21 protein-coding genes and 1 tRNA gene are annotated in these 21,170 nt (G+C 40.3%); 15 read left to right on the plus strand and 7 right to left on the minus strand.

The window, feature by feature from the left end; translation table 11 throughout:
- The first annotated feature begins 15 nt into the window (after positions 1-15).
- The 3 genes from KO530_RS09720 (at position 16) to KO530_RS09730 (ending at position 2,926) form a co-directional block, all read left to right on the plus strand.
- Positions 16-813, plus strand: coding sequence for an IclR family transcriptional regulator (locus tag KO530_RS09720; protein WP_216048220.1), 798 nt, complete (start codon positions 16-18; stop codon positions 811-813).
- A gap of 291 nt (positions 814-1,104) precedes the next feature.
- Positions 1,105-2,529 (plus strand): L-fucose:H+ symporter permease, encoded by a 1,425-nt coding sequence (gene fucP, locus KO530_RS09725; protein WP_436792298.1) that lies wholly within the window; start codon positions 1,105-1,107, stop codon positions 2,527-2,529.
- A gap of 46 nt (positions 2,530-2,575) precedes the next feature.
- Positions 2,576-2,926 (plus strand): L-rhamnose mutarotase, encoded by a 351-nt coding sequence (locus tag KO530_RS09730; protein ID WP_216048221.1) that lies wholly within the window; start codon positions 2,576-2,578, stop codon positions 2,924-2,926.
- Between the two features lie 113 nt (positions 2,927-3,039).
- Here KO530_RS09730 and smrA read toward each other — a convergent pair whose 3' ends face one another.
- On the minus strand, positions 3,040-3,624 hold the full coding sequence (gene smrA / locus KO530_RS09735; RefSeq protein ID WP_216048222.1) for a DNA endonuclease SmrA: 585 nt from the start codon (positions 3,622-3,624) through the stop codon (positions 3,040-3,042).
- A 116-nt stretch (positions 3,625-3,740) separates the two neighbouring features.
- Here smrA and KO530_RS09740 point away from each other — a divergent pair, with 116 nt between their 5' ends.
- Positions 3,741-5,648 (plus strand): M1 family metallopeptidase, encoded by a 1,908-nt coding sequence (locus tag KO530_RS09740; protein WP_216048223.1) that lies wholly within the window; start codon positions 3,741-3,743, stop codon positions 5,646-5,648.
- 74 nt (positions 5,649-5,722) lie between these two features.
- Here KO530_RS09740 and KO530_RS09745 read toward each other — a convergent pair whose 3' ends face one another.
- The gene (locus KO530_RS09745; protein ID WP_216048224.1) at positions 5,723-6,337 is read right to left on the minus strand and encodes a MarC family protein; all 615 of its coding nucleotides are present in this window, start codon (positions 6,335-6,337) and stop codon (positions 5,723-5,725) included.
- 401 nt (positions 6,338-6,738) lie between these two features.
- Here KO530_RS09745 and KO530_RS09750 point away from each other — a divergent pair, with 401 nt between their 5' ends.
- The 4 genes from KO530_RS09750 (at position 6,739) to KO530_RS09765 (ending at position 12,122) form a co-directional block, all read left to right on the plus strand.
- Entirely contained in the window at positions 6,739-8,568 is a 1,830-nt protein-coding gene (locus tag KO530_RS09750; protein WP_216048225.1) for a cation:proton antiporter, read from the plus strand.
- A 66-nt stretch (positions 8,569-8,634) separates the two neighbouring features.
- The gene (locus KO530_RS09755) at positions 8,635-9,246 is read left to right on the plus strand and encodes a biliverdin-producing heme oxygenase (protein ID WP_216048226.1); all 612 of its coding nucleotides are present in this window, start codon (positions 8,635-8,637) and stop codon (positions 9,244-9,246) included.
- A complete protein-coding gene (locus KO530_RS09760) occupies positions 9,239-11,578 on the plus strand; it encodes an ATP-binding protein (RefSeq protein ID WP_216048227.1) in 2,340 nt (779 codons plus the stop codon). The genes KO530_RS09755 and KO530_RS09760 overlap by 8 nt, the downstream gene beginning before the upstream one ends.
- A 94-nt stretch (positions 11,579-11,672) precedes the next feature.
- Positions 11,673-12,122: a response regulator gene (locus KO530_RS09765; protein WP_216048228.1), complete on the plus strand. Its 450-nt coding sequence runs from the start codon at positions 11,673-11,675 to the stop codon at positions 12,120-12,122.
- A 38-nt stretch (positions 12,123-12,160) separates the two neighbouring features.
- On the opposite strand, the gene KO530_RS09770 is transcribed toward KO530_RS09765, so the two are convergent.
- Positions 12,161-12,237, minus strand: a tRNA-Arg gene (locus KO530_RS09770).
- A gap of 144 nt (positions 12,238-12,381) precedes the next feature.
- On the minus strand, positions 12,382-13,560 hold the full coding sequence (locus KO530_RS09775; RefSeq protein ID WP_216048229.1) for a flagellar assembly protein T N-terminal domain-containing protein: 1,179 nt from the start codon (positions 13,558-13,560) through the stop codon (positions 12,382-12,384).
- Between the two features lie 321 nt (positions 13,561-13,881).
- Here KO530_RS09775 and KO530_RS09780 point away from each other — a divergent pair, with 321 nt between their 5' ends.
- The gene (locus tag KO530_RS09780; RefSeq protein ID WP_216048230.1) at positions 13,882-14,346 is read left to right on the plus strand and encodes an LPP20 family lipoprotein; all 465 of its coding nucleotides are present in this window, start codon (positions 13,882-13,884) and stop codon (positions 14,344-14,346) included.
- Between the two features lie 25 nt (positions 14,347-14,371).
- Here KO530_RS09780 and flgN read toward each other — a convergent pair whose 3' ends face one another.
- The 3 genes from flgN to flgA form a co-directional block, all read right to left on the minus strand.
- Positions 14,372-14,797 carry a flagellar export chaperone FlgN gene (flgN, locus tag KO530_RS09785; protein ID WP_216048231.1) on the minus strand — a complete coding sequence of 142 codons (426 nt, stop codon included), beginning with the start codon at positions 14,795-14,797 and terminating at the stop codon, positions 14,372-14,374.
- A 48-nt stretch (positions 14,798-14,845) separates the two neighbouring features.
- Positions 14,846-15,178, minus strand: coding sequence for a flagellar biosynthesis anti-sigma factor FlgM (gene flgM / locus KO530_RS09790; RefSeq protein ID WP_216048232.1), 333 nt, complete (start codon positions 15,176-15,178; stop codon positions 14,846-14,848).
- Positions 15,179-15,328: 150 nt separating this feature from the next.
- Positions 15,329-16,060 (minus strand): flagellar basal body P-ring formation chaperone FlgA, encoded by a 732-nt coding sequence (flgA, locus tag KO530_RS09795; RefSeq protein WP_216048233.1) that lies wholly within the window; start codon positions 16,058-16,060, stop codon positions 15,329-15,331.
- Between the two features lie 169 nt (positions 16,061-16,229).
- Between flgA and KO530_RS09800 the strand changes: the two genes are divergently transcribed.
- From KO530_RS09800 to flgE, 6 genes are all read left to right on the plus strand, one after another.
- Entirely contained in the window at positions 16,230-17,156 is a 927-nt protein-coding gene (locus KO530_RS09800; RefSeq protein WP_216048234.1) for a chemotaxis protein CheV, read from the plus strand.
- Between the two features lie 29 nt (positions 17,157-17,185).
- Positions 17,186-18,022: a CheR family methyltransferase gene (locus tag KO530_RS09805; RefSeq protein WP_216048235.1), complete on the plus strand. Its 837-nt coding sequence runs from the start codon at positions 17,186-17,188 to the stop codon at positions 18,020-18,022.
- A gap of 106 nt (positions 18,023-18,128) precedes the next feature.
- The gene (flgB, locus tag KO530_RS09810; protein ID WP_216048236.1) at positions 18,129-18,533 is read left to right on the plus strand and encodes a flagellar basal body rod protein FlgB; all 405 of its coding nucleotides are present in this window, start codon (positions 18,129-18,131) and stop codon (positions 18,531-18,533) included.
- Entirely contained in the window at positions 18,530-18,952 is a 423-nt protein-coding gene (gene flgC, locus KO530_RS09815) for a flagellar basal body rod protein FlgC (RefSeq protein WP_216048237.1), read from the plus strand. The genes flgB and flgC overlap by 4 nt, the downstream gene beginning before the upstream one ends.
- Positions 18,953-18,978: 26 nt before the next feature.
- Entirely contained in the window at positions 18,979-19,665 is a 687-nt protein-coding gene (locus tag KO530_RS09820; RefSeq protein ID WP_216048238.1) for a flagellar hook assembly protein FlgD, read from the plus strand.
- 40 nt (positions 19,666-19,705) lie between these two features.
- Positions 19,706-21,088: a flagellar hook protein FlgE gene (flgE, locus tag KO530_RS09825; RefSeq protein WP_216048239.1), complete on the plus strand. Its 1,383-nt coding sequence runs from the start codon at positions 19,706-19,708 to the stop codon at positions 21,086-21,088.
- The last annotated feature ends 82 nt before the right edge of the window (positions 21,089-21,170 follow it).

The raw sequence follows: 21,170 nt of genomic DNA on the forward strand, positions 1-21,170 counted from the left end.
AAACAGGGAACAAAAATGACAAAAGCGACTGACAAATCAGAAAACTCTAAACGCAAAACTTACAGTGCCCCAGCACTTGAGAAAGGGTTAGATATTCTGGAGCTGCTAGCCAATCAAGCTGAAGGCATGAACATTGGTGAGATTACCAAAACGCTAAATAGATCAGTCGGCGAGTTATTTAGGATGTTAGTGGTGTTGGAACAACGTGGTTATGTTTCACTTCAACCGGGCAGTGACAGGTACATGCTAACCTTAAAAATGTTTGGTTTAGCCCATCGCTTCCCGCCCGTTAAACGCTTGACCAGTGTTGCGACTCCGGTGTTACAACGCTTGTCCTACGCGATAGAGCAATCTTGCCATTTAGTCATATATTATGAAGGTAAAGGGCACGTAGTCGTACAGCAGGATTCACCATCAGAAAGGGTATTTAGTGTGCGTTTGGGCGCTGAAGCACCTTTAATGAACACCTGTTCAGGACACTTGTTGTTGGCATTTGCAGACCAACATACTCGCGAACAAATGTTAAGTCGTATTCCTGCACATCACTCTACTGATCTTGACTTTAATTTGGATAAAATGGTTAGAAAAGTTCTGAGTCAAGGTTACGAATGTATCCATAGTGCGCAAGCACAGGGGATTCAAGATATCGGTTATCCAGTTTTTGATTATCAAGATCAAGCAGTAGCCGCGTTAATTGTCCCTTTCTTTGAGTATCTGGATGGGTCACATCAAACTAATATCGACGACGCCCATAAATTGATCAAACAGGCAGCGCTTGAGATATCCACCGCGTTAGGATTTGATGCTTCCTAACTATTTGCGAAGCACCTAATTGGCTTTTGTCATTATAAATTTATTCGAAAGTACAACTGTAAATTAAGTTTGCATATGAAATTATGTTTTAAATGTAAAATAATTCTTGCCCTTGTTATCGCTTTGTGAGAATCTTTGATTGATTTTGTAAAAGCGTGAATTCGCTTTTGTTTACAAAAAGATTTGTCTTGGGTTAGATGCAAAACCAATAATTTGCATCACCTGAGTCGATGAATTTTAGAGGCAACTCAATCACTGTCTGTCATTTAAATTAATTAAGTTGGAAAGAATATGACATTGCAAGTCGAAGCAGTTAGTGCACAACAAGCGTCAAAACAGAAATCCACATCTCATCCGCGCATAATCGGTGAAGGCATGTTAGTGCCTTTTATCCTTGTAGCGATGCTTTTCCCATTATGGGGTTTTGCCAATGACGTAACCAATCCGCTTGTAAAAGCTTTTAAAGATATTTTTCTAATCACCAATGCACAAAGTAGTATGGTGCAATTTGCCTTTTACCTTGGCTACGGCATCATGGCTGTTCCGGCTGCGATATTTATTCGTAAATATTCTTATAAATCAGGTATTTTGTTGGGGCTTGCGCTTTACGCCGTGGGCGCTCTATTATTTATTCCCGCCAGTGTCCAGCAAGAATTCAATTTCTTTCTTGCAGCACTATGTATTTTGACTTGTGGTTTAGCGTTGTTAGAAACCACTGCAAATCCCTATATTTTGTCTATGGGTGATCCGGCAACAGCTACTCGTCGTCTTAATTTAGCTCAGGCATTTAATCCAATTGGTTCGTTAACCGGTATGTTTGTCGCATCCACGGTTATCTTAAATAAATTGCAGGTAGAAGAATTCCGCGCCGCTGAGCGTGCGGTTCATCCTGAATATGCTGAGATGCTGCCTAGCGTTGTTGACGGCAAATTGACTGCCGCGTTAAGTGAATTTGCGCAAAACCAGCCTGTCGCCCATCAAGCAATGCAATCGGCTGATTTGATCACCGTAAGAGGCCCTTACATCGCTATAGCTGTGGTGGTAGGAATTTTGTTTTTAGTGTTTCTATTTAGCAAATTACCACGCACGATTTCCCATGATAAACCATTAACTCTAAAAGAATTAGGCGCAACCTTTGGGCGCTTATTCACTAATGGTCGTTACATTGAGGGAGTGATAGCACAGGCCTTTTATGTGGGGGCACAAATCATGTGTTGGACATTTATTATCCACTATGGCATGACCGCTGTAGGCCTCACTGCATCGGAGGCGCAAGGTTACAACATTGTGGCAATGTCACTGTTTCTAATTAGTCGTTTTGTATGTACTTTTTTATTAGGGTTTATTCGTCCTGGTCCGCTGCTGATGTTGTTAGCATTAGGCGGTATTACATTGTCTTTGGGTACGATATTTTTAGGCGGAATGTTAGGGTTATGGTGCTTGATTGGTATTTCAGTTTGTATGTCACTGATGTTCCCCACGATTTACGGTATTGCTCTAAAAGATTTAGGCGATGATGCCAGTTTGGGTTCTGCTGGTTTAGTTATGGCCATTGTTGGCGGTGCATTAATGCCTCCTTTGCAAGCAGCGATGATTGATGCAGCGCCTATTATTGGTGACATTCCGTCAGTAAAAACCTCCTTTTTATTACCTTTGCTATGTTTTGTGGTGATTAGCCTATTTGGTTATCGCGCACATCACGTATACAAAGTTTAAAAGATAAAAAACATTTATAGCCATTGTGCGAAAGGGGAACCGACCTATGGATAATCAGCGTTATTGTCTTCGTCTTGAATTGCAAGACGATGATGAATTGATTCGCTTATACGAGCAATATCATCAGCCCGGTGCAGTGTGGCCAGAGGTACTTGAGAGTATCCGCGCTTCTGGCATTGAAAATATGCAAATTTTTCGACTTGATACGCATTTAGTGATGGTGTTGGACGTTAAGCCTAGCTTTAGTTTTGAAACTAAAGCTAAGTTAGACAGTGAAAATCCTAAAGTGCAGGAATGGGAAAGGCTGATGGAACGTTTCCAGAAAGTCGACAGCCAGCAGCAAAACGCTAAATGGCAACCTATGCAAAACATATTTGATCTGCAAAAAAATGGCTGATTAATTGTGACCTTACTCAGCTAAGGTAGCCTTTGCCTACCTTAGCTTTACTTTACTACTGTATCTTGTACACACCCTTCGCAAAACATCATCAAACTCGGCTTGTTAACCGGCTATTTTTTACGATGTAATTCTCGATTAGTGGCTTTGTCTGTTTCACTCTTTTTCAGCAGCACATACACGGATGCTGAACCGCCATGGTGTTTTTGCGCCGTATGAAAGGCCAAAACTTGCGGCATTTGCTGTAACCATTTGTACACATAACTTTTTAGAAATGCAGGGAAAGGCTGACTATTCAAACCTATTCCATGTTTTACTAATAACGTTCTAATACCCTTTTGTTGGGATTGCAGAACTGTTTCAAACAGTGCTTGTCTAGCTTGTTCAAATTTATACTGCTGCATATTAAGGGTCGCGTCGATCTTGTATTTGCCTAAACGTAAATTTTTAAATACACCTTCTTGAACTCCCGACTTTTTGTAAATAAGGTGATCGTAGGGGTCTAAAGGTTCTACGTACTCGGTACTTAAATGATTTTGCGCTAAATTTAACTCTCTTTGCAAAGCCTCTCGTTTTAAGCTTTGTGCGAGGGTTGGCTTGGTTTTCAAGGTGGTTACTGTATCTTGTTTAGGGAGGGGCTTAACATCTTGCATCGCATCCAAAAACGTCGAAATATCTTGTTCATTTTGTTTAGCCATAACTCCCCCTGTCGACAATTAATGTTTCACTTAACCTAGCTTTAAATTAACGGCTATGCTTTCGGTTCTAACTAGTTTTATGTCACAATTAGCTAAAAAGTTCACTAGGAAAATAAATGAAAAGTATTCGTTATCTTGCATTTTTATGGATATCTACTTTGCTGGCATGTTCAAATCCTGAACAACCCGCTGAAATCAAAGCACCACAAACACCACAGAAAACACCACAGCAAACATCAAAACAAACGCAAATAGACCATGCTAAAGATTATCATTCTTTTGCTAATCCGGATGTTGTGAAAGTTTCACACATCGATTTAGATTTGACCGCAGATTTTGACAAAAAACAATTGATAGGCACGGCAACGCTTACTTATCAAAAAGTTGATGAGCAAGGGAAAACCCTGATTTTGGATACTCGGGGATTAACCATTTTGGAGGTGACTTCAGGAAATACACCGGTTGCCTTTGAGCTTCAAAAAGAAGTTCCAAATCTGGGCTCAGCGCTGCACATTACGTTGCCCGAACAAGGTAATCAAGTCAGCATAAGTTACCACACCTCAAAAGATGCGTCAGGCGCTCAGTGGTTAACACCAGAACAAACTGCCGGTAAACAGTATCCATTTCTATTTACCCAAGCACAGGCTGTTCATGCTCGTAGTTTCATTCCATTACAAGACTCACCACAGGTGAGAGTGACCTATACAGCCACTATTCGCACACCTAAAGAATTGCTCGCGGTAATGAGTGCTGCAAATGATCCTGTTACACCCCGAGACGGCGTTTATGAATTTAATATGCCGCAACCTATACCGTCTTATTTAATCGCATTGGCAATAGGTGACCTTCATTTCAAAGCCATGGGCGAGCGCACAGGTGTTTACGCCGAGCCATCAATCCTTGATGCCGCGGCGAGTGAGTTCGAAGACACCGAAAGTATGTTAGAAGCGACTGAAAAGACCTATGGGCCCTATAGTTGGGATCGTTACGATTTATTGATTTTACCGCCGTCATTCCCTTTTGGTGGAATGGAGAATCCGCGTTTATCCTTTATAACACCGACAGTTATTGCAGGAGACAAAAGTCTAGTGTCTCTAATTGCTCATGAGCTTGCGCACAGTTGGTCTGGCAATACAGTGACGAATGCGACTTGGCGGGATCTATGGTTAAACGAAGGTTTTACGACTTATTTAACCTATCGGATTATGGAAATGATCTACGGAACAGACCGCTACAATATGGAAGCGGTTTTGGGATACCAAGACTTACAAGCCGATATTGCTGCGTTACCTGAAAATGATGAAATTCTGGCGATTGATTTACGAGGACGTAATCCTGATGACGTATTTTCAAATATTCCTTACGAAAAGGGCGCTTTATTTCTTCGCGAAATCGAACAAAAAGTAGGGCGAGATAATTTCGATAAGTTTCTACTTGAATATTTTAATCATTTTGCGTTCAAAAGTATTACAACCGATCAATTTGTGAGCTATTTGGATCAAACGTTACTGACTACTTACGCAGATGTTTTAGACAAAGAGCGTATTCATCAATGGATTTTTGAACCGGGTATTCCAGATGGAGCACCCATGCCAGAATCAGATGCATTTAGTAAAGTTGATACAGTACGTGATGCTTGGTTAGAGGGAAGTTTAAGCGCTAAACAGATTAATACTCAAGATTGGACTGTTCATCAATGGCTGTACTTTTTAAATAATATGCCACAGAAGCTAAACGATATGCAGTTGGTTGAACTTGATAGTACCTTCCAATTAACGGCGAGTAAGAACAATGAAATTGCTCACAGCTGGTTATTAATCGCAGTGAAAAATGAATATAAACCTGCCTATGAGAGACTCTATAGTTATTTGGTCGGAATTGGTCGCAATAAGTTAGTCAAACCTTTGTATCGAGAGTTAGCTAAAACTGTAGAAGGTAAAGCATTTGCCAAACGCGCATTTGAAGAGGCTAAGCCTGGTTATCATCCATTGACAGTGCATGCTAATCAGGGATTTGTTGAATAACAAAGGGCAGCAGTGAAGTTGTTTTAAATAAAAAGGGAGCTGATAAGGCTCCTTTTTGATCTTTATTTAGTTACTTAAGAGAAACTACTAATCCACTTCTCAATAGATAATGCTTCAATCACAAACTCAACAGAAAGTGCGGCTAAAATCATCCCCATAATGCGGGTAAGAATAGAGGCTCCACCAGAGCCGATAATGCGTATGATTTTTCCAGACAGCAGCAACAATACAAGGGTGATAAGCAATACACTTAACATCACCAAAGCGGTAGTAATTTGTTCTTCAATAGGATGAGTATAATTATCGGTTAATAGGATAACCGCTAAAATTGCTCCTGGAGAGGCAGTAGCTGGAATCGCCAAAGGGAACACGGCCATATCATGATCTTTATCCATTTCTTTACGGCTTGAATTATCATCAAAAATCATTTTAATTCCAAACAGAAATAAAATGATTCCGCCGGCCACTTTAAAAGACAACAGACTAATTCCCATTGCCGTTAGGATGATTTGACCAACTACAATTGCTCCCAAAAGTACCAAGCTGGAATAAATTATTGTTTTGAATGCTGTTTTACGGCGCTCTGCTGGCGTAAGGCTACTGGTTAACCCAGCAAAAAGCGCCATAGTGCCTATTGGGTCAACAGTTGCCCAAATAATTAAAAAGTCATTTATTGTTTGTTCCATCATGCTGTATTTACTTCTCGGTCAAAATATCGAATGTTGATCGCATCAAACCTGATAGTTTGATCATCGGTTAAAAAATGGGGTCAAAAAGGCTATTTCAAGGCAGGTATTATGCTTGAGATCTTGATAGCAAAATCTTACAAACTAATTTCCAACTAGAACTTAAGCGCAATTGTAAACTTTTTTGCCTCACTTTTCGTAAATTAATTGGTCATCGGTTGGATTGTATCGAAGCTGAGTAACCTGTATAAATGCTACTTACCATTTGTTATTGTTTAAATGGGATTTGTTGATTCATTTACAACTATATCTGTTCGTCATTTAGTTAAAAAATGCTTAATACTGGCATTAAAAGCTATTAAGAAAATTATTGGAAAGTTTAACTAAGATATTAAGGAAAGTACTTGATTGATATTACTGCTGGACTGGTTTTGGTAGGATTGTTATCCATTTTTTGTCAATATTTTGCCTATCGCATAAAACTACCCGCAATCTTACCTCTGTTAATTGTTGGGATTATAGTTGGCCCCGTTACCGGTGTGATTAATGCCGATCAAATCTTTGGTGACTTATTGTTTCCTGTGGTGTCGTTGTCTGTCGCGATTATTCTCTTTGAAGGTGCGTTAACACTAAGGTTTGAAGATTTACGCGGACACGGTTCGATGGTTCGAAATTTGTGTACATCAGGCGCGGTTTTGACCTGGTGTTTAGTGGCTGTGATCACTCATCTAGTTTTAGATATGTCTTGGGAAATGGCATTTCTATTTGGTGCAATTGTTACCGTGACTGGACCAACCGTTATTGTTCCCATGCTGCGTACCGTCAGACCAAGCAATAAATTAGCAAATATTCTGCGCTGGGAAGGGATTATTATTGATCCTATAGGCGCCTTGTTAGCAGTCTTGGTATACGAATATATTATTTCTACGCAGGATGCGCTGAGTCACACTCTATGGGCATTTAGCATAACAGTAGGGATAGGTCTTGGTGTTGGTGCTGTAATGGGGTATTTGCTCGGACTTGCCCTGAGACGAAATCTCATTCCTCATTATTTACGCAATACCGCTGTGCTTACCTTGATGTTAGGCGCATTTGCCGGTTCAAACATGATGGCTCACGAGTCTGGATTACTCACTGTGACAATTATGGGGATGTGGTTGGCTAATATGCGCGATGTTGATGTCGATGACATACTAGAATTTAAAGAAACCTTAAGTGTACTGTTAATTTCTGGCTTGTTTATCTTATTGGCCTCGAGGATTCAGTTGGATTCCATTCTCAATGTAGGCTGGGGCGCGATCATTGTTTTATTGGCAATAATGTTTGTTGTCAGGCCAATTTCGGTGATGGTTTCTTCCTTGAAAACAGGTTTAAATTGGCGCGAGCAAGCATTCTTAAGTTGGGTTGCACCCAGAGGAATTGTTGCTGCGGCAGTATCTGCTTTGTTTTCATTGAAGTTAGAGGCGCTTAATTATGCGCATATTGAAGTACTAGTACCTTTAGTTTTTCTCGTGATCATTTCTACCGTTGTGGTGCAGAGTTTAACCGCCGTTCACGTGGCCCAATGGCTTGGCATTCGTGCCCCTAAACCAAATGGGTATTTGATCTTTGGAGGGGGTGAATTTTGTAGAATGTTTGCCAAAGAACTGATGGATAATGATGTAAATGTGTGTGTAGCCGATACAAACTGGGACTCTATTCGGTCCGCTAGAATGCTGAATATTCCCACTTACTTTGGTAATCCAATGTCTGAACATGCTTCACGGACCTTGGATTTCACCCTATTTGGCAGAGTGCTGGTCATGTCGCCTTACCGCCAATTAAATCCTATGGTGACCTTTCATTTCGAAGATGAAATGGGGAAAGGAACTGTATTAGGTTTAAGTAATAATGAGCAACAACAAAGACCTAGCCATCAAGTATCAGAATCCTATGCGAAAAAATTGGGATTATTTTCGGACGGAATTACCTATGGAAAGTTAGCAAGTTGGGTGGCCAAAGGTGCCAAAATCAAAACAACTCGGTTAACGGAAAGTTTTTCCATGGAAGATTATTTGCAAGAATACGAAGGTAATTTATTGCTTTTGTGCGCATTTGATAGTCACAATAAATTACGCATGATTACGAACAAAAAATCGTTAGAACCTAAAGCTGGGTGGCGAATAATGAGCTTAGTGATCCCCAAACAAATAGAATCAGAAACGGCTGTTAAATCTAAGGATGATAAGTCATAAAGATGGTGAGAAATTTATATATTACCCTGAAAAATTCCATCATTTTGCTAGTTACGTACTCACAAAATGAATAACCGAATTAATAACCCAAGTATGGATATTGGTGTATTTGTAAAAACTGAAACAGCGGAACTTCATCGTTCAGTAGAAAGTGATTTGTCTAGGTTTCTATTTCTTAGAAACCTGAGCTGCAATACCTATTTGCAAATTCTACAGGCATTTTATGCAAGTTATGCGGCAATGGAAAATGTGCTTCGTGACTACCCAGAGACTAACGAGTTAATCGCGGGCAGAAGCAAGTTGCAATGGTTACAAAATGATATTGAATATTTGTCGTCACAGTTGCAAACCATTCCCGCCATTGTTAATCAAAACATCGAAATTGTTGCCTCCAGCAGTGCTGAGGCGATGGGAATGTTATATGTCATGGAAGGAGCTACCTTGGGGGGAGCGCATATTGAACTACGGTTGAATAAACATGATTGGCTTAGTGAATCTGCAGGTCTGTCATTTTTCAAAAGTTACGGTGATTTTCGTTTAGCAAAGTGGCGCGAGTTTAGCGAAGCGCTCAAAATGTTCCATCAACAAAATGTTTTGAGTGAGTTGGATATTCAAAAAGGTGCGCAAAAAGCGTTTCATTGTATCCAAAGCTGCTTAAGGGGAGCGCTTAATGAATGAGCAATTCGATGTAACCATAGATAATTGTCATAAAGAACCAATTCATATACCTGGCTCAATACAGCCTCATGGTTACCTGCTAGTGGTGCATCCTGAGACTTTTCGTGTGCATTACGTTAGTGAAAATATGGCAGAGTTGACAGCTATTCCGTTGACCGAATTGGTTTCAATACCACTAGATAAGTTGCTGGACAACGACTTTGTAGAGCTTCTAAAGAAACTGGAGTTCGAGCATGGATTCAGTGAGATCAATCCTCAACGTGTAAGCCTTCTTACTCAACAATCTAGCGCGCAAAAATTTAATGCGGTGATGAGCATTAATGAGCGATTTCTAATTATTGAATTAGAACCTAAAATTAATGAGGATGCTGTCTCGTTTAATCCAGTAAAGAACTTGATTAATTTGTCACTCAATAACTTGATGGTAACCCACGATATTGAGAGTGTATTCGAGCATGCAGTCGATCAAATACGAGATATCACAGGTTTTGATAGAGTGATGCTGTATAAGTTTGATCAAGATTATAACGGTGAAGTGGTTGCAGAATCCAAAGTAGACTCGTTAAATTCATTTTTAAAACAACATTTCCCTGAATCTGACATCCCTAAACAGGCTAGAGAACTTTATATAAAAAATCCAATTCGCTTACTAGCAGATGTGGATGCGATTCAATCGCCGCTCTATCCTCAAGACCAACCTGTGGATCTTGGGCAAGTGGTGCTAAGAAGTGTTTCTCCGATACATTGTCAGTATCTTCGTAATATGGGCGTAAAGTCGTCGATGTCCATTAGCTTAATTGTTTCTGGCAAGTTATGGGGGCTAATCGCATGTCATCACTATTCACCTCACGTTGTTAATTTTGAAACCCGCGAAGTGGCGCTTTATTTTGGTTTAATGCTGTCATATATCATTTCCTTAAAAGTGCAGGCGGACGCCGAGCATCGAGATTCAGTCGTACGTTCGCTAAACGCCTCAATTACTGAAAAAATGGCGGAACATATTTTCTTTACGGACGGGTTGCGTGAAGAGTCAAAAAATTTAAAACGAATGATGAATTCAACCGGTGTAGCTTGGCGTTTAGAAGATAAAACCGAGTGTTTCGGGGTAACACCTCCTACTGAGCGTATTGAAGCACTTTATGAGTGGGCGACGTCTAATAAATTAATCAACGATACCATTTATTACACTAACACATTGAGTAAAGACTACCCCGAATTTGCAGATATCAGCGATATTGCCAGCGGTGTTTTTATTCTGTCAGTTTCCTCAGTCAGTAATCTATTTATTATTTGGTTTAGAAAAGAAGTAGAACAAACCAAAGATTGGGGAGGAAAACCAGAAAAAATGATTGAATTTCTCGATGACGGTAGTCACCGTCTGATGCCACGCAGTTCATTTAGGTTGTGGCGCGAAAATGTGAAAAATCAAGCGCTGGCATGGGAACCCATAGAGTTGTCTTGTGCGCTAAAATTTAGAAATACTGTGGTTAATTATGTGCTGTCTAAATCGGAACGTTTAGAGCAAATAAACGAAACCTTGGAACAGAAAGTGGCGGCCCGGACAGAGCAGCTCAGAATAGAAATTGCAAACAAAGAGCGAGCTCAACTCGAACTTGTGGAAGCACTCTCGAAATCTGAAGAATCTAACCGAGAACTAGAGCGTTTCGCTTTTGTTGCTTCCCATGACTTACAAGAACCTTTGCGAAAGATTCAATCATTTGGTGGACGAATTGAATATTCGGAGTCAACATTAAGTGATAAAGGCAAAGTTTATCTCGAAAAAATGATGACTTCAGCGCAAAGAATGCAAACGTTGATAAAAGGTATTCTGAGCTTTTCGCGTATTCATCGTGCCAATGATGGATTCATTAATTTGAGTTTTGATCAGTTAATTCAAGACGTTATTCTTGATTTGGAAATGTTAATCGCGGAAAAAGACGTGATTATCAATACCGCTCACATTGGCGAAGTTTATGGTGACCAAAATCAATTACGTCGTGTGGTACAAAACATAATTCAAAATTCCATCAAATTTACTTCACAAGGAACACAGCCAAAAATTGATATTGATGTCACCCATAAAGATGAAAAATTTGTGACTATTGCGTTCAAAGATAATGGAGTAGGTTTCGATGGTATTCATATGCAAAAGATATTCGGTTTGTTTGAACGGCTTCATGGTAAGTCAGAGTATGAAGGCACAGGCTTGGGATTAGCTATCTGTAAAAAGATATTGAGCCGTCATGGCGGTAAAATTTGGGCAGATTCAGAACTTGGAAAAGGCGCTACATTTTTCATAACCGTGCCTCTTATTGACCCTAAAATTAACTAGTGTACGTTATCGTTATTAACAATCAGAACCTTGTGATATATTCGCGATTAAAAATAATAACAAAGACCTTTGTAAGGGAAAACAGGTTCCAGTCATGAATAATATAAGTTCAGTAGCGACAAAACTTAGAGCGGTCAGTTACATTTTAGTGGCGGAAGATGATTTGGATGATCAAGAGCTGATCCGTGACGCGCTAACTGAAAATAATCTGACATTGGATAAAATTAAGTTTGCGCAAGATGGCGAAGAGCTAATATCGGTGCTTAATAGTGCTGAAGTGCTGCCAAACTTGATACTGCTAGATTTAAATATGCCGCGTAAATCGGGGAGAGAAGCGCTGGCAGAAATTAAGCAAGATCCAAGACTCAAACATATACCGGTTATAATTTTCACAACGTCTGATTCTGAAATTGATATCAAAGAGTGTTATTTTCTGGGCAGTAACGCTTATTTAACTAAACCAAACAACTACTTTGCTCTTGTAGCATTAATGAAAGACCTAATTAACTTTTGGTTTTGCCAAGCGCAAATGGTTATCGATTAACGATGACAAACTCCCCCTTTATAAACATTCTAATCAAATGGCGTCCCCTAGAGGATTCGAACCTCTGGCCTACCCCTTAGGAGGGGGTCGCTCTATCCAGCTGAGCTAAGGGGACATGTTCCAACATCAGAGCGGGCAAGACTATACTAAATTTGGCAGTATTAAGACAAGTCTGGGTTTACTGGTTTTTAATGAGAAATCGAATAGCAATTTCGATGTGCTTAAAAGGACATCAATAATCTAATCGCAAGCCCCTAATTTATTGTCTGGAAACAAAATCATTGGCTTGAATATTGGCCAGTAAAGTACCGTCTTTTGATACCGCAACCGCAGTCCCTGGCGAAACACTCACAACTCGCACTGGGGTAGGGTGTAGATTAAACTGGGTAAAGGTTTGGCCCTGAGGGTTGTGTTTCTGTTGCAGCTGAAATAGGGTGAATTCATCACCGTTTTGAATGCCTTGGTTGCTACCAATATTGAGGGTTAGTTGATCACCTCTTACTTGTATTATGCGTCCGTACGTAGGCGAACAAGCTAACTTTTCGTCAACGTTAATAGCAATATCCTGCATGATTGAGGAAATTGCCACACCGTAAGCACTTTGCCACAACAGGCCGCTATTTATGTCGACACTTTGATGAGTATCGAAGTCCCATGGTGCGTTTGAAGAATATAATTTCTGCCACATCAATGTACCAGTGTAACCGTCATAAAGGGCAACTTGATAGCTGAAATTTCTTATTGGTGTAGGGTTATTCCAAAATTGCCATTTAGACTGGTTAACATTGTTTAAACTTAGATCCTTAACGGTGGCAGTTAGCACATATTGAGAGCTTGATTGTTTGGCTAGTGCCATTGCATCGTTGATCATTGAAAGCGGTTGTTGCGCATAGTAGAAAGGTAATATGGTTTGAATACTCGATTGCTGTGCGAAGTCTTCGAAGTTTTGTTGAAGTACTTCTGGCAACCTAGTACCTATTTCAAATAGATTGCCGGTAGTGGCTTGCTCTCGGTTGTCTATTGGGTGCCAAGTGGTAACTATACTTTTAGGGTATTCTGATGATTGACATGTGTTTTTTTGAGGGAAAATATCTGCCCGCAAGGAAACTGTGAGGTAGCCATCTCTAAAAACTTCATCTATTAATTCAATACTATTGACTTCGCCACTGGCGCGAATCGTTAAGTCATCATTTTGCAATACGCCGTTTGCCATTTTTTGCACACTGTGTACCGAAGCTCCGGCAAATAACAATACTTGCTTAATTGCTTCTTGGGTCGCATTTTGCCGCGCTAACTCAATATTGCCGTTTCTTATTGCCGCTTGACCACTGGACTCGAACCAAGCTGCCAACGACTGCGCTGAAAAGAGTGCTGCGCAAAAGGCACAGAACAAAGTGATTAACTTAACAGAAAAAATTTGGCAGTTTATGGGCTTCATTTCAAAAAATATCCAATTAACGCTTAAATTCAAAACGGCTTTAACGTGTGTATTTGCATGCGTAGCCACTTTTTACGTATTTAGTTACTATAGTTAGTAAATCAGGTAATGCATCTTTTGTACCTGTTTTCAGATGGCGGTTAATCAGTAACCAATTTTCTTCTATCACAGTTGGTCTACTTACTTGGATCTCAATTTTTTTGTGATAAGGAACAAATATTGCAGTGAAAAATCTTGAAGACAGTTTGAAATGGTTTTGAATTATCAATTGAAGCCTAATGCAGCTTAACAATGCGCTGTAAAGATACTACTGAGAAAAATATGAAACTAATTTATACCTTTGTGATTGCGGGATGTCTAGCCGGATTAATCGGTTGTCAAAACATCATAGACAAACAAGTAGAGTGGGAAACCATCGAACCTGATTCTTATCCTGTTATTCGCTCTATCGGCTATGCGCCAATAGATGCTCAACGGGGAAATAACCGTTCAGCGAAAGTACTAATGGCAGTGAAAGCATCGAAACTGGATGCTTACCGTGAGCTAACTGAGCAGGTTTATGGACAAAAAATTGACGGTGAACAGTCTTTGGCTAATCTTGTGCTCACTGATACTCAACTAATGGCCAGTGTTCAAGGTGTGATCCGCGGTGCACGAGTAGTAAAAAGCTACCCCATTGGCAATGACTCTTATGCCACAGAGTTGGAGTTGGATTTTAGCCTAGTGCATGATTTATATCTGAGTACTGCCAAGCCGAAACAAGTGAAGAAAGTTCGTTATTATTAAATTCTATTCCTTTGAGAACGAACTTTTAAACGGTCACACTCTTACCTGAAGAACCACCTTTAGGTTTGCCGCTTTTATCGTAAGTCATGGTTTCTTTAGCTCGGGATTCTAACAGCAAAGTGCGAAGATGTTGCAAGCGCAACTGACCTTGTTCTACCGCTTTTTGATTGATCTCGGTTCTGAATTTACATTGGGACAAAGATTGATTAATTTGATCAAATAAGTCTGTTACAGCTTGCTCTGATGTTGCTTCAGGTTGTTTCTCAACTTCCTGCTCAACGCTTTTGTCAGTGCTGGCAATCGATTCTAACAATTCCGATTTTTCATTGATAACGGAAGTGAGTGATTCAGCGTCTCGCGTACTGATTAAATGCAGCTCAGACTCAAGCAATAAAATAAGTGAATCAAGTTGTTGTTTCTGTTTTTGGAGGAGGGCAATTAGGTTTTTCATTTAGCTTTGCTTTTATTTTGAGAAGCTAAACCAATCTGGCATCAAATTCTAATCTTCAATGCCAAATACTTGAGCTTCGAGTTTGCTAATTTTTTGCGCCAATACTTCAGGGTTAACGCGATATTCTCCATTCTGTATGGCTTTTTTCAATTTGTCGACCTTTTCCTGATTGACAGGTGTATCACTAGATTTCTTTTGAACCTGGCTAAGCTGCTGAGCAGATTGCGTGAGTGATACTGAATCTTGACGTGGCGCTTCTGCAGACTTAGATTGCTGAGCAGCAGATTGCGCAGTCGCTTGACTCTGAGATTGCTGTTGATTCAGCCTCTGATTCTCAAGTTGTGGCTTTTGATTTCCACTATTTATATTGTTAATTGCCATAATGACCTCGAATACCTAATTTGCCTCACTTATCTTATCGGCCGGAACTTAAAGACCTTTAGCTAAATGTAGAAAAAAATTAAATATTATTTAGATAAGCTCAAATCTGCGCTAACCAGATGTAATAACCCATAGTTTACGCTAATTATATTAAATCTGCACCACTACTTGATGGGTATTCACCACCTGTGCATGCACCACTCTATTCGACTTGCTGTTTTTCACCGCAATCGTATCGCCAAGGTTACCATCCTGTTGGGCTATACCTTTGGTTTTAATGCTTACCCCACCAGTATCAGCGGTAATCAGAATACTGTCTCCTTTACATACAAAACAAAGTTGGCCGGGGACTACGGGTTGGCCAGGTCGACTTCTTTTTTTCATTCGAGCGCCTACCACAGTGCTGATATCGGCAAAGGTACTCGTTCTTATTAGGTTTTTATCAAGCATCACAACTTTAACATCATTCTCATTTAAAACAGTGCCAGGACTGACCGAGGTGGTGAGCACGACTACGGGTTGCACGCGAGTGGCTTTTACCATCATATATAAGTACCAATTCGTTTGTTCACAACTGGTTCTCACCGTTATGTTACTTTGCGCTAGCGCTTCTTTACTAGCCGATATGGTAAATGGAGTAGGGCAATCAGGAATGACTATCCTTTCGTCTAATGGCATCGCTTTTACTAGCAAGTTATCATCACTTGCTGCAGCTATATGCCTCAGCTGCGTATTAACGTAATTTTCTACTGCTTGACTAAGTTGTTGGTGAGCAGGGTTAGTGTCGCTGGACGCCGCAGCGAAACCACTGTTGAGAGTTAAACAGGCGCTGAAGAAAACACTTAATAACTTACCAGTTGTACGAATTAACGATATTTTCATGTTCAGGTGCCGCCGTTTTGTCTATGCTTATTAAATCGTTAAGCAAACAAAGATAAACGTCAAAATTCAGTCACAAATACGATTTTTGGCGCTAAAATTAGTTAAACTTGGTTTTCTAATAGGGACAACGCAACAATTGTGCCTACTTTAAATTTAATTGGGGTGGTATATGTCGGGAGTTCTTGACTCAGTTAATCAACGCACACAACTTGTTGGTCAAAACCGACTTGAATTGCTGCTATTTAGATTGAATGGCAGACAGCGATTTGGCATCAATGTATTTAAAGTGCGTGAAGTATTGCAGTGCCCCCAGTTAACCTCAATACCTAAGCAAAATAAGTTAATTCGAGGTGTTGCTCATATTCGTGGCCAAACGATCTCAGTAATTGACTTGAGTATGGCAACCGGCGGCAGAAAAATAGAAGACGTTCGCAACGCATTTATTATAATTGCTGAGTACAACCGTTCAGTGCAGGGTTTTTTAGTCGGCTCAGTTGAACGTATCATCAATACCAATTGGGATGCAATTATGCCTCCTCCTCAAGGTACCGGGAAAGCAAGTTATTTGACTGCAGTGACGGAAGTTGATGATGAGTTGATTGAAATTCTTGATGTGGAAAAGATTCTAAATGAAATCTCACCATTAAAAACTGAAGTCAGTGAAGATTTAGCAGCGGATTTAAATATGTCAGAATCTCCTGCAAATGATAAAATTATCTTTATCGCTGATGATTCATCAGTGGCAAGAAGCCAAGTTAAAAAAGCACTTGCTGCGTTGGGATTAAACATTGAAGTGGCTAAAAATGGACTTGAAGCGCTTAATCGTTTAAAAGAAATTGCCGCAGAAACTGGCGACGTCACCGATAAAGTTGGTGTGTTGGTGTCTGACATAGAAATGCCGGAAATGGATGGTTATACACTTACTGCAGAGATCAAAAACACACCGGAGCTAAGCAAACTCAAAGTAGTATTGCATACTTCTTTAAGCGGTGTATTTAATCAAGCAATGGTACAAAAAGTTGGAGCAGACGACTTTATTGCTAAATTTCACCCAGATGAGCTAGCGTCAGCTGTGCAAAAATGGTTTAACAAATAAAGCTCTACTTTACCTACGGAAATTAATGTTTGAAATTAGATCAATTAGCGCCGCACGAATTCTTAGAGTTTACGCATTTTTTAGAGCGTCAGTGCGGTATTGTACTAAATGAGAAAAAAAGCTATTTAGTTTATAGTCGCCTAGGACCCTTGGTTCGCCAAGAAAACTTGGCAAGTATTTCTGAGTTACTGAAGATCGCGTATAGCGGCCATTCCCCCAAGATGCGGGAAAAAGTCGTTGATGCTATGACTACTAATGAAACGTTGTGGTTCCGTGACAAATACCCCTTCGAAATTCTATCTAATAGATTGTTAACTGAGCTTTCTAAAGCAAAGCGTAAAGTGAGAATTTGGAGCGCAGCTTGTTCGTCCGGGCAAGAACCATTTTCCATTGCAATGTGTATTCAAGAATATAAAAGAGCTAATCCTAGAGCCTTCCCGTTAGGCGTGGAGATTGTTGCTACCGATATCTCAACTGATATGCTTCAGCGGGCTAAAACCGGCAAGTTTGATAGTATTTCGATTAGCAGAGGTTTGTCGGAGGAACGTAAAGAGCGTTTTTTTAAAGCGGTCGATAACAACCACATGCAATTGGATAAAGAAATCGTCTCTATGGTGAATTTTAAACCTCAGAACTTACTAAATAGTTATTCTGGGCTAGGCCGATTTGACGTGGTTTTTTGTCGAAATGTGCTGATTTATTTTTCTGTAAACAATAAGCGGAAAATACTGCAACAAATTGCCGCTTGCCTGCAAAACGATGGGGCTTTATTTCTTGGCGCATCTGAATCTATCGCTGAATTGAATCAATTATTCAGTTTGGTGCGCAATAATCCCGGTCTATTTTATATTAAAAAAGCTAACTAATACATACTGTTATGTAATATCCACGGTTCATCCGTATCCACCTCCCTATGTCTTGGCATAACCCTTGCTAAATTTCTCACAAGCGAGTTTTTAAGATGAGAACAACATGGCAATCAGTCTTGATAAATTAACCGGACTTCACGACCGAGCAATGCAGGTTAGAACCGAAACTATGGAAGTTATTTCTGGAAATTTGGCAAATGCTAATACACCAGGATACAAAGCCCGTGGCGTAGATTTTCAGAAAGCCATGCAATCAGCAAATCAAGAGCGTCAGCAAAATATGACACGTACCCATGAAAAGCACTTTGAAGGTTCAATGCAATCTCAAGCAAGTATTGAATTTCGAATTCCATTACAACCTGATACTGGTGATGGTAATACGGTAGAGGTGCAAGCTGAACGTAATGCCTTTTTGGAAAATGGAATGCGCTATCAGGCAAGCATCCAATTTTTGACTGGCAAGATTAAAGGTATGAAAAAAGCACTAGCTGGAGGGCAAGGCGCATGAGTTTATTTAGAGTTATGGATATTGCAAGCACTGGCATGTCTGCAGAGAGTGTTCGATTGAATACAACGGCCAGTAACATTGCCAATGCAAATAGTGTCAGTAGTAGTTATGACGCCACATACAAGGCTCGCCATCCTGTTTTTGCTGCCGAAATGCAACGTGCAACAGAGTCACAATCTCAAGGCGCAGGCGTACAAGTATTAGGTATTGTTGAAAGCCAAAAGCCACTGCAAATCGAATACAGCCCAGGTCACCCAATGGCAGACAGTAATGGCTATATCTACAAGCCAAATGTGAATGTGGTTGAGGAAATGGCTGACATGATGTCAGCGTCAAAATCTTATGAAACTAATGTTCAGTTGGCAGACACTACAAAACGTATATTCAGACGTGTGTTGCAACTTGGTCAGGGTCAATAAATCACTGATTTAGTGAGGAAAGTAACGTGGAAATATCAAAATCGACAGGATTAGATTCTAGCCTGTATGTACAAGAAGAAACCGTGCCTATTGATGATGGCAGTAATGAAAGGTTAAGTCAGGAAGACTTTTTCTCTTTGCTAACTGAGCAATTAGCTAATCAAGATCCTACCAAACCTGTAGATAACGATCAGATGGTATCACAAATGACCAGCTTCAGTATTTCTGAAGGTATTGATTCACTGAATACTAAATTTTCTGAATTTGCTTCTAGCATGACCTCAAACCAAGCATTACAGGCTTCCAGCCTTATTGGCCAAGATGTCTTATTACAAGGTAACGTTGGATATTTAAGCGATACTAGTAACGGCGTAACCGGGGTGGTTATTTCCGATCAAACCACTCAAGATTTACAAATTACCATTGAGTCTGAAGCCGGCGAATTAATTAAAACCATTGAAGCTGGTACACAGTCGGCAGGTAATATTGAATTTAGTTGGGATGGTAAAGATGCTAACGGCAATCCTTTGCCAGCCGGCAATTATGCAGTTTATGCACAAGGTACACAAAACGGCGAGTCAACAACCTTACCTACAGCGGTCAATAGGCATGTGGATAGCGTTAGTTTTGCGAGTAACAATCAAGGTGTCATTTTAAATTTGGATGGCGAAACAAGTGTCAATTTGAGTGATGTCATTCAAATCGGTGGTTAATTAAAAAATGTTAGCCCTTTAGTTTAGGAGAGAATAAACGATGTCTTTTAACATAGCATTAAGCGGTGTATCAGCTGCTCAAAAAGATCTAGATGTCACTGCAAATAACATTGCAAACGTAAATACTGTCGGTTTTAAAGAATCTCGTGCCGAATTCGGTGACGTTTATGCTTCGTCGCTATTGGCAGCTGGTAATACAAAAGTTGGCGACGGTGTCTTAACCCAAGATGTTGCTCAGCAATTTTCTCAAGGTAGTCTTCAGTTTACCAATACAGCACTGGATTTGGCGATTACTGGAAATGGTTTTTTTGCCACGACTCCTGAAATAACCTCTCGTGATTTTTCATTTACTCGAGCAGGGCAGTTTAAGCTTGATCAAGATAACTTTGTGGTTAATTCCAACGGTGATAACTTAATGGGCTTCCCGGTCAACGCTGATGGTACCTCTTCATCTGTGGCTTTGAGCACAACTATTCCGGTGAGAATTCCAGACTCTTCAGGCTCACCACAACAAACCACCGAAGTTGCACCTCGCTTTAATTTGCCAGCAGGTGATGATGCTAAAGATATAACACTTTTTGATCCTAACGATCCACTTACCTATAACGCAGCTACATCTATTACCGTTTATGATTCGTTGGGTGATAGTCATGTGATGACCTATTACTTTATGAAAGATTCTGCAGCAACCAATGAATGGGTAGTAGTTAATTATGTGGATGACACTGCTATTGATATAGCAGGTGACACTGAAAACGTTGCTGGTACAGATCCTAATAACATTGCAGGTTCAGTATCCTTAGGAGCTGATGCGGTCTCTGGGTTTAGAATGCAGTTTAGTAGCGGCGGTGATTTTATTGGTATTCAAAATGGTGATGGTACCCCTGTTGCCACCGGCGATGTGACGACTGTTCAGTTAGGTAACCCGCCGTTGATAAACGGTTCTGATGCAACTCAGACGATTACTACCAACTTCGCGCTTGAAGTTGGTAGTGCAACGGCAGATGAACCGACTCAGTTTGCCTCTTCGTTCGAAGTTACGTCATTAGAACAAGATGGTCTAGCCGTTGGAAGACTTACAGGTATTGACATAGGTCCGGATGGTTTAGTGCGCGCTACTTTTTCAAATGGTACATCTGAACCTGTAGTTCGTGTTGCCCTAGCTCGTTTTGCAAATGAACAAGGCCTAACCCAACAAAGTAGTACACAGTGGAAAGAAAGTATTTTGTCTGGCGAAGCGCTAGCAGGGGAAGCGACCACCGGTACCTTCGGTGATGTTAACTCTTCAGCGCTTGAACAAGCGAACGTGAATTTAACCACGGAGTTAATCGATATGATTATCGCCCAGCGTAACTTCCAAGCGAATTCACGGGCACTTGAGGTGAATAACCAACTTAACCAAACTATCTTAAATATTCGATAATCTGCCATCAATTTAACAATGCCGCTCTAATCAAGAGCGGTATTTTTTTGTTAAATTTCAAAGGAATACAGAAACTTCATCA

It is taken from the genome of Aliiglaciecola lipolytica (assembly GCF_018860635.1).
Lineage (GTDB): Bacteria > Pseudomonadota > Gammaproteobacteria > Enterobacterales > Alteromonadaceae > Aliiglaciecola > Aliiglaciecola lipolytica_A.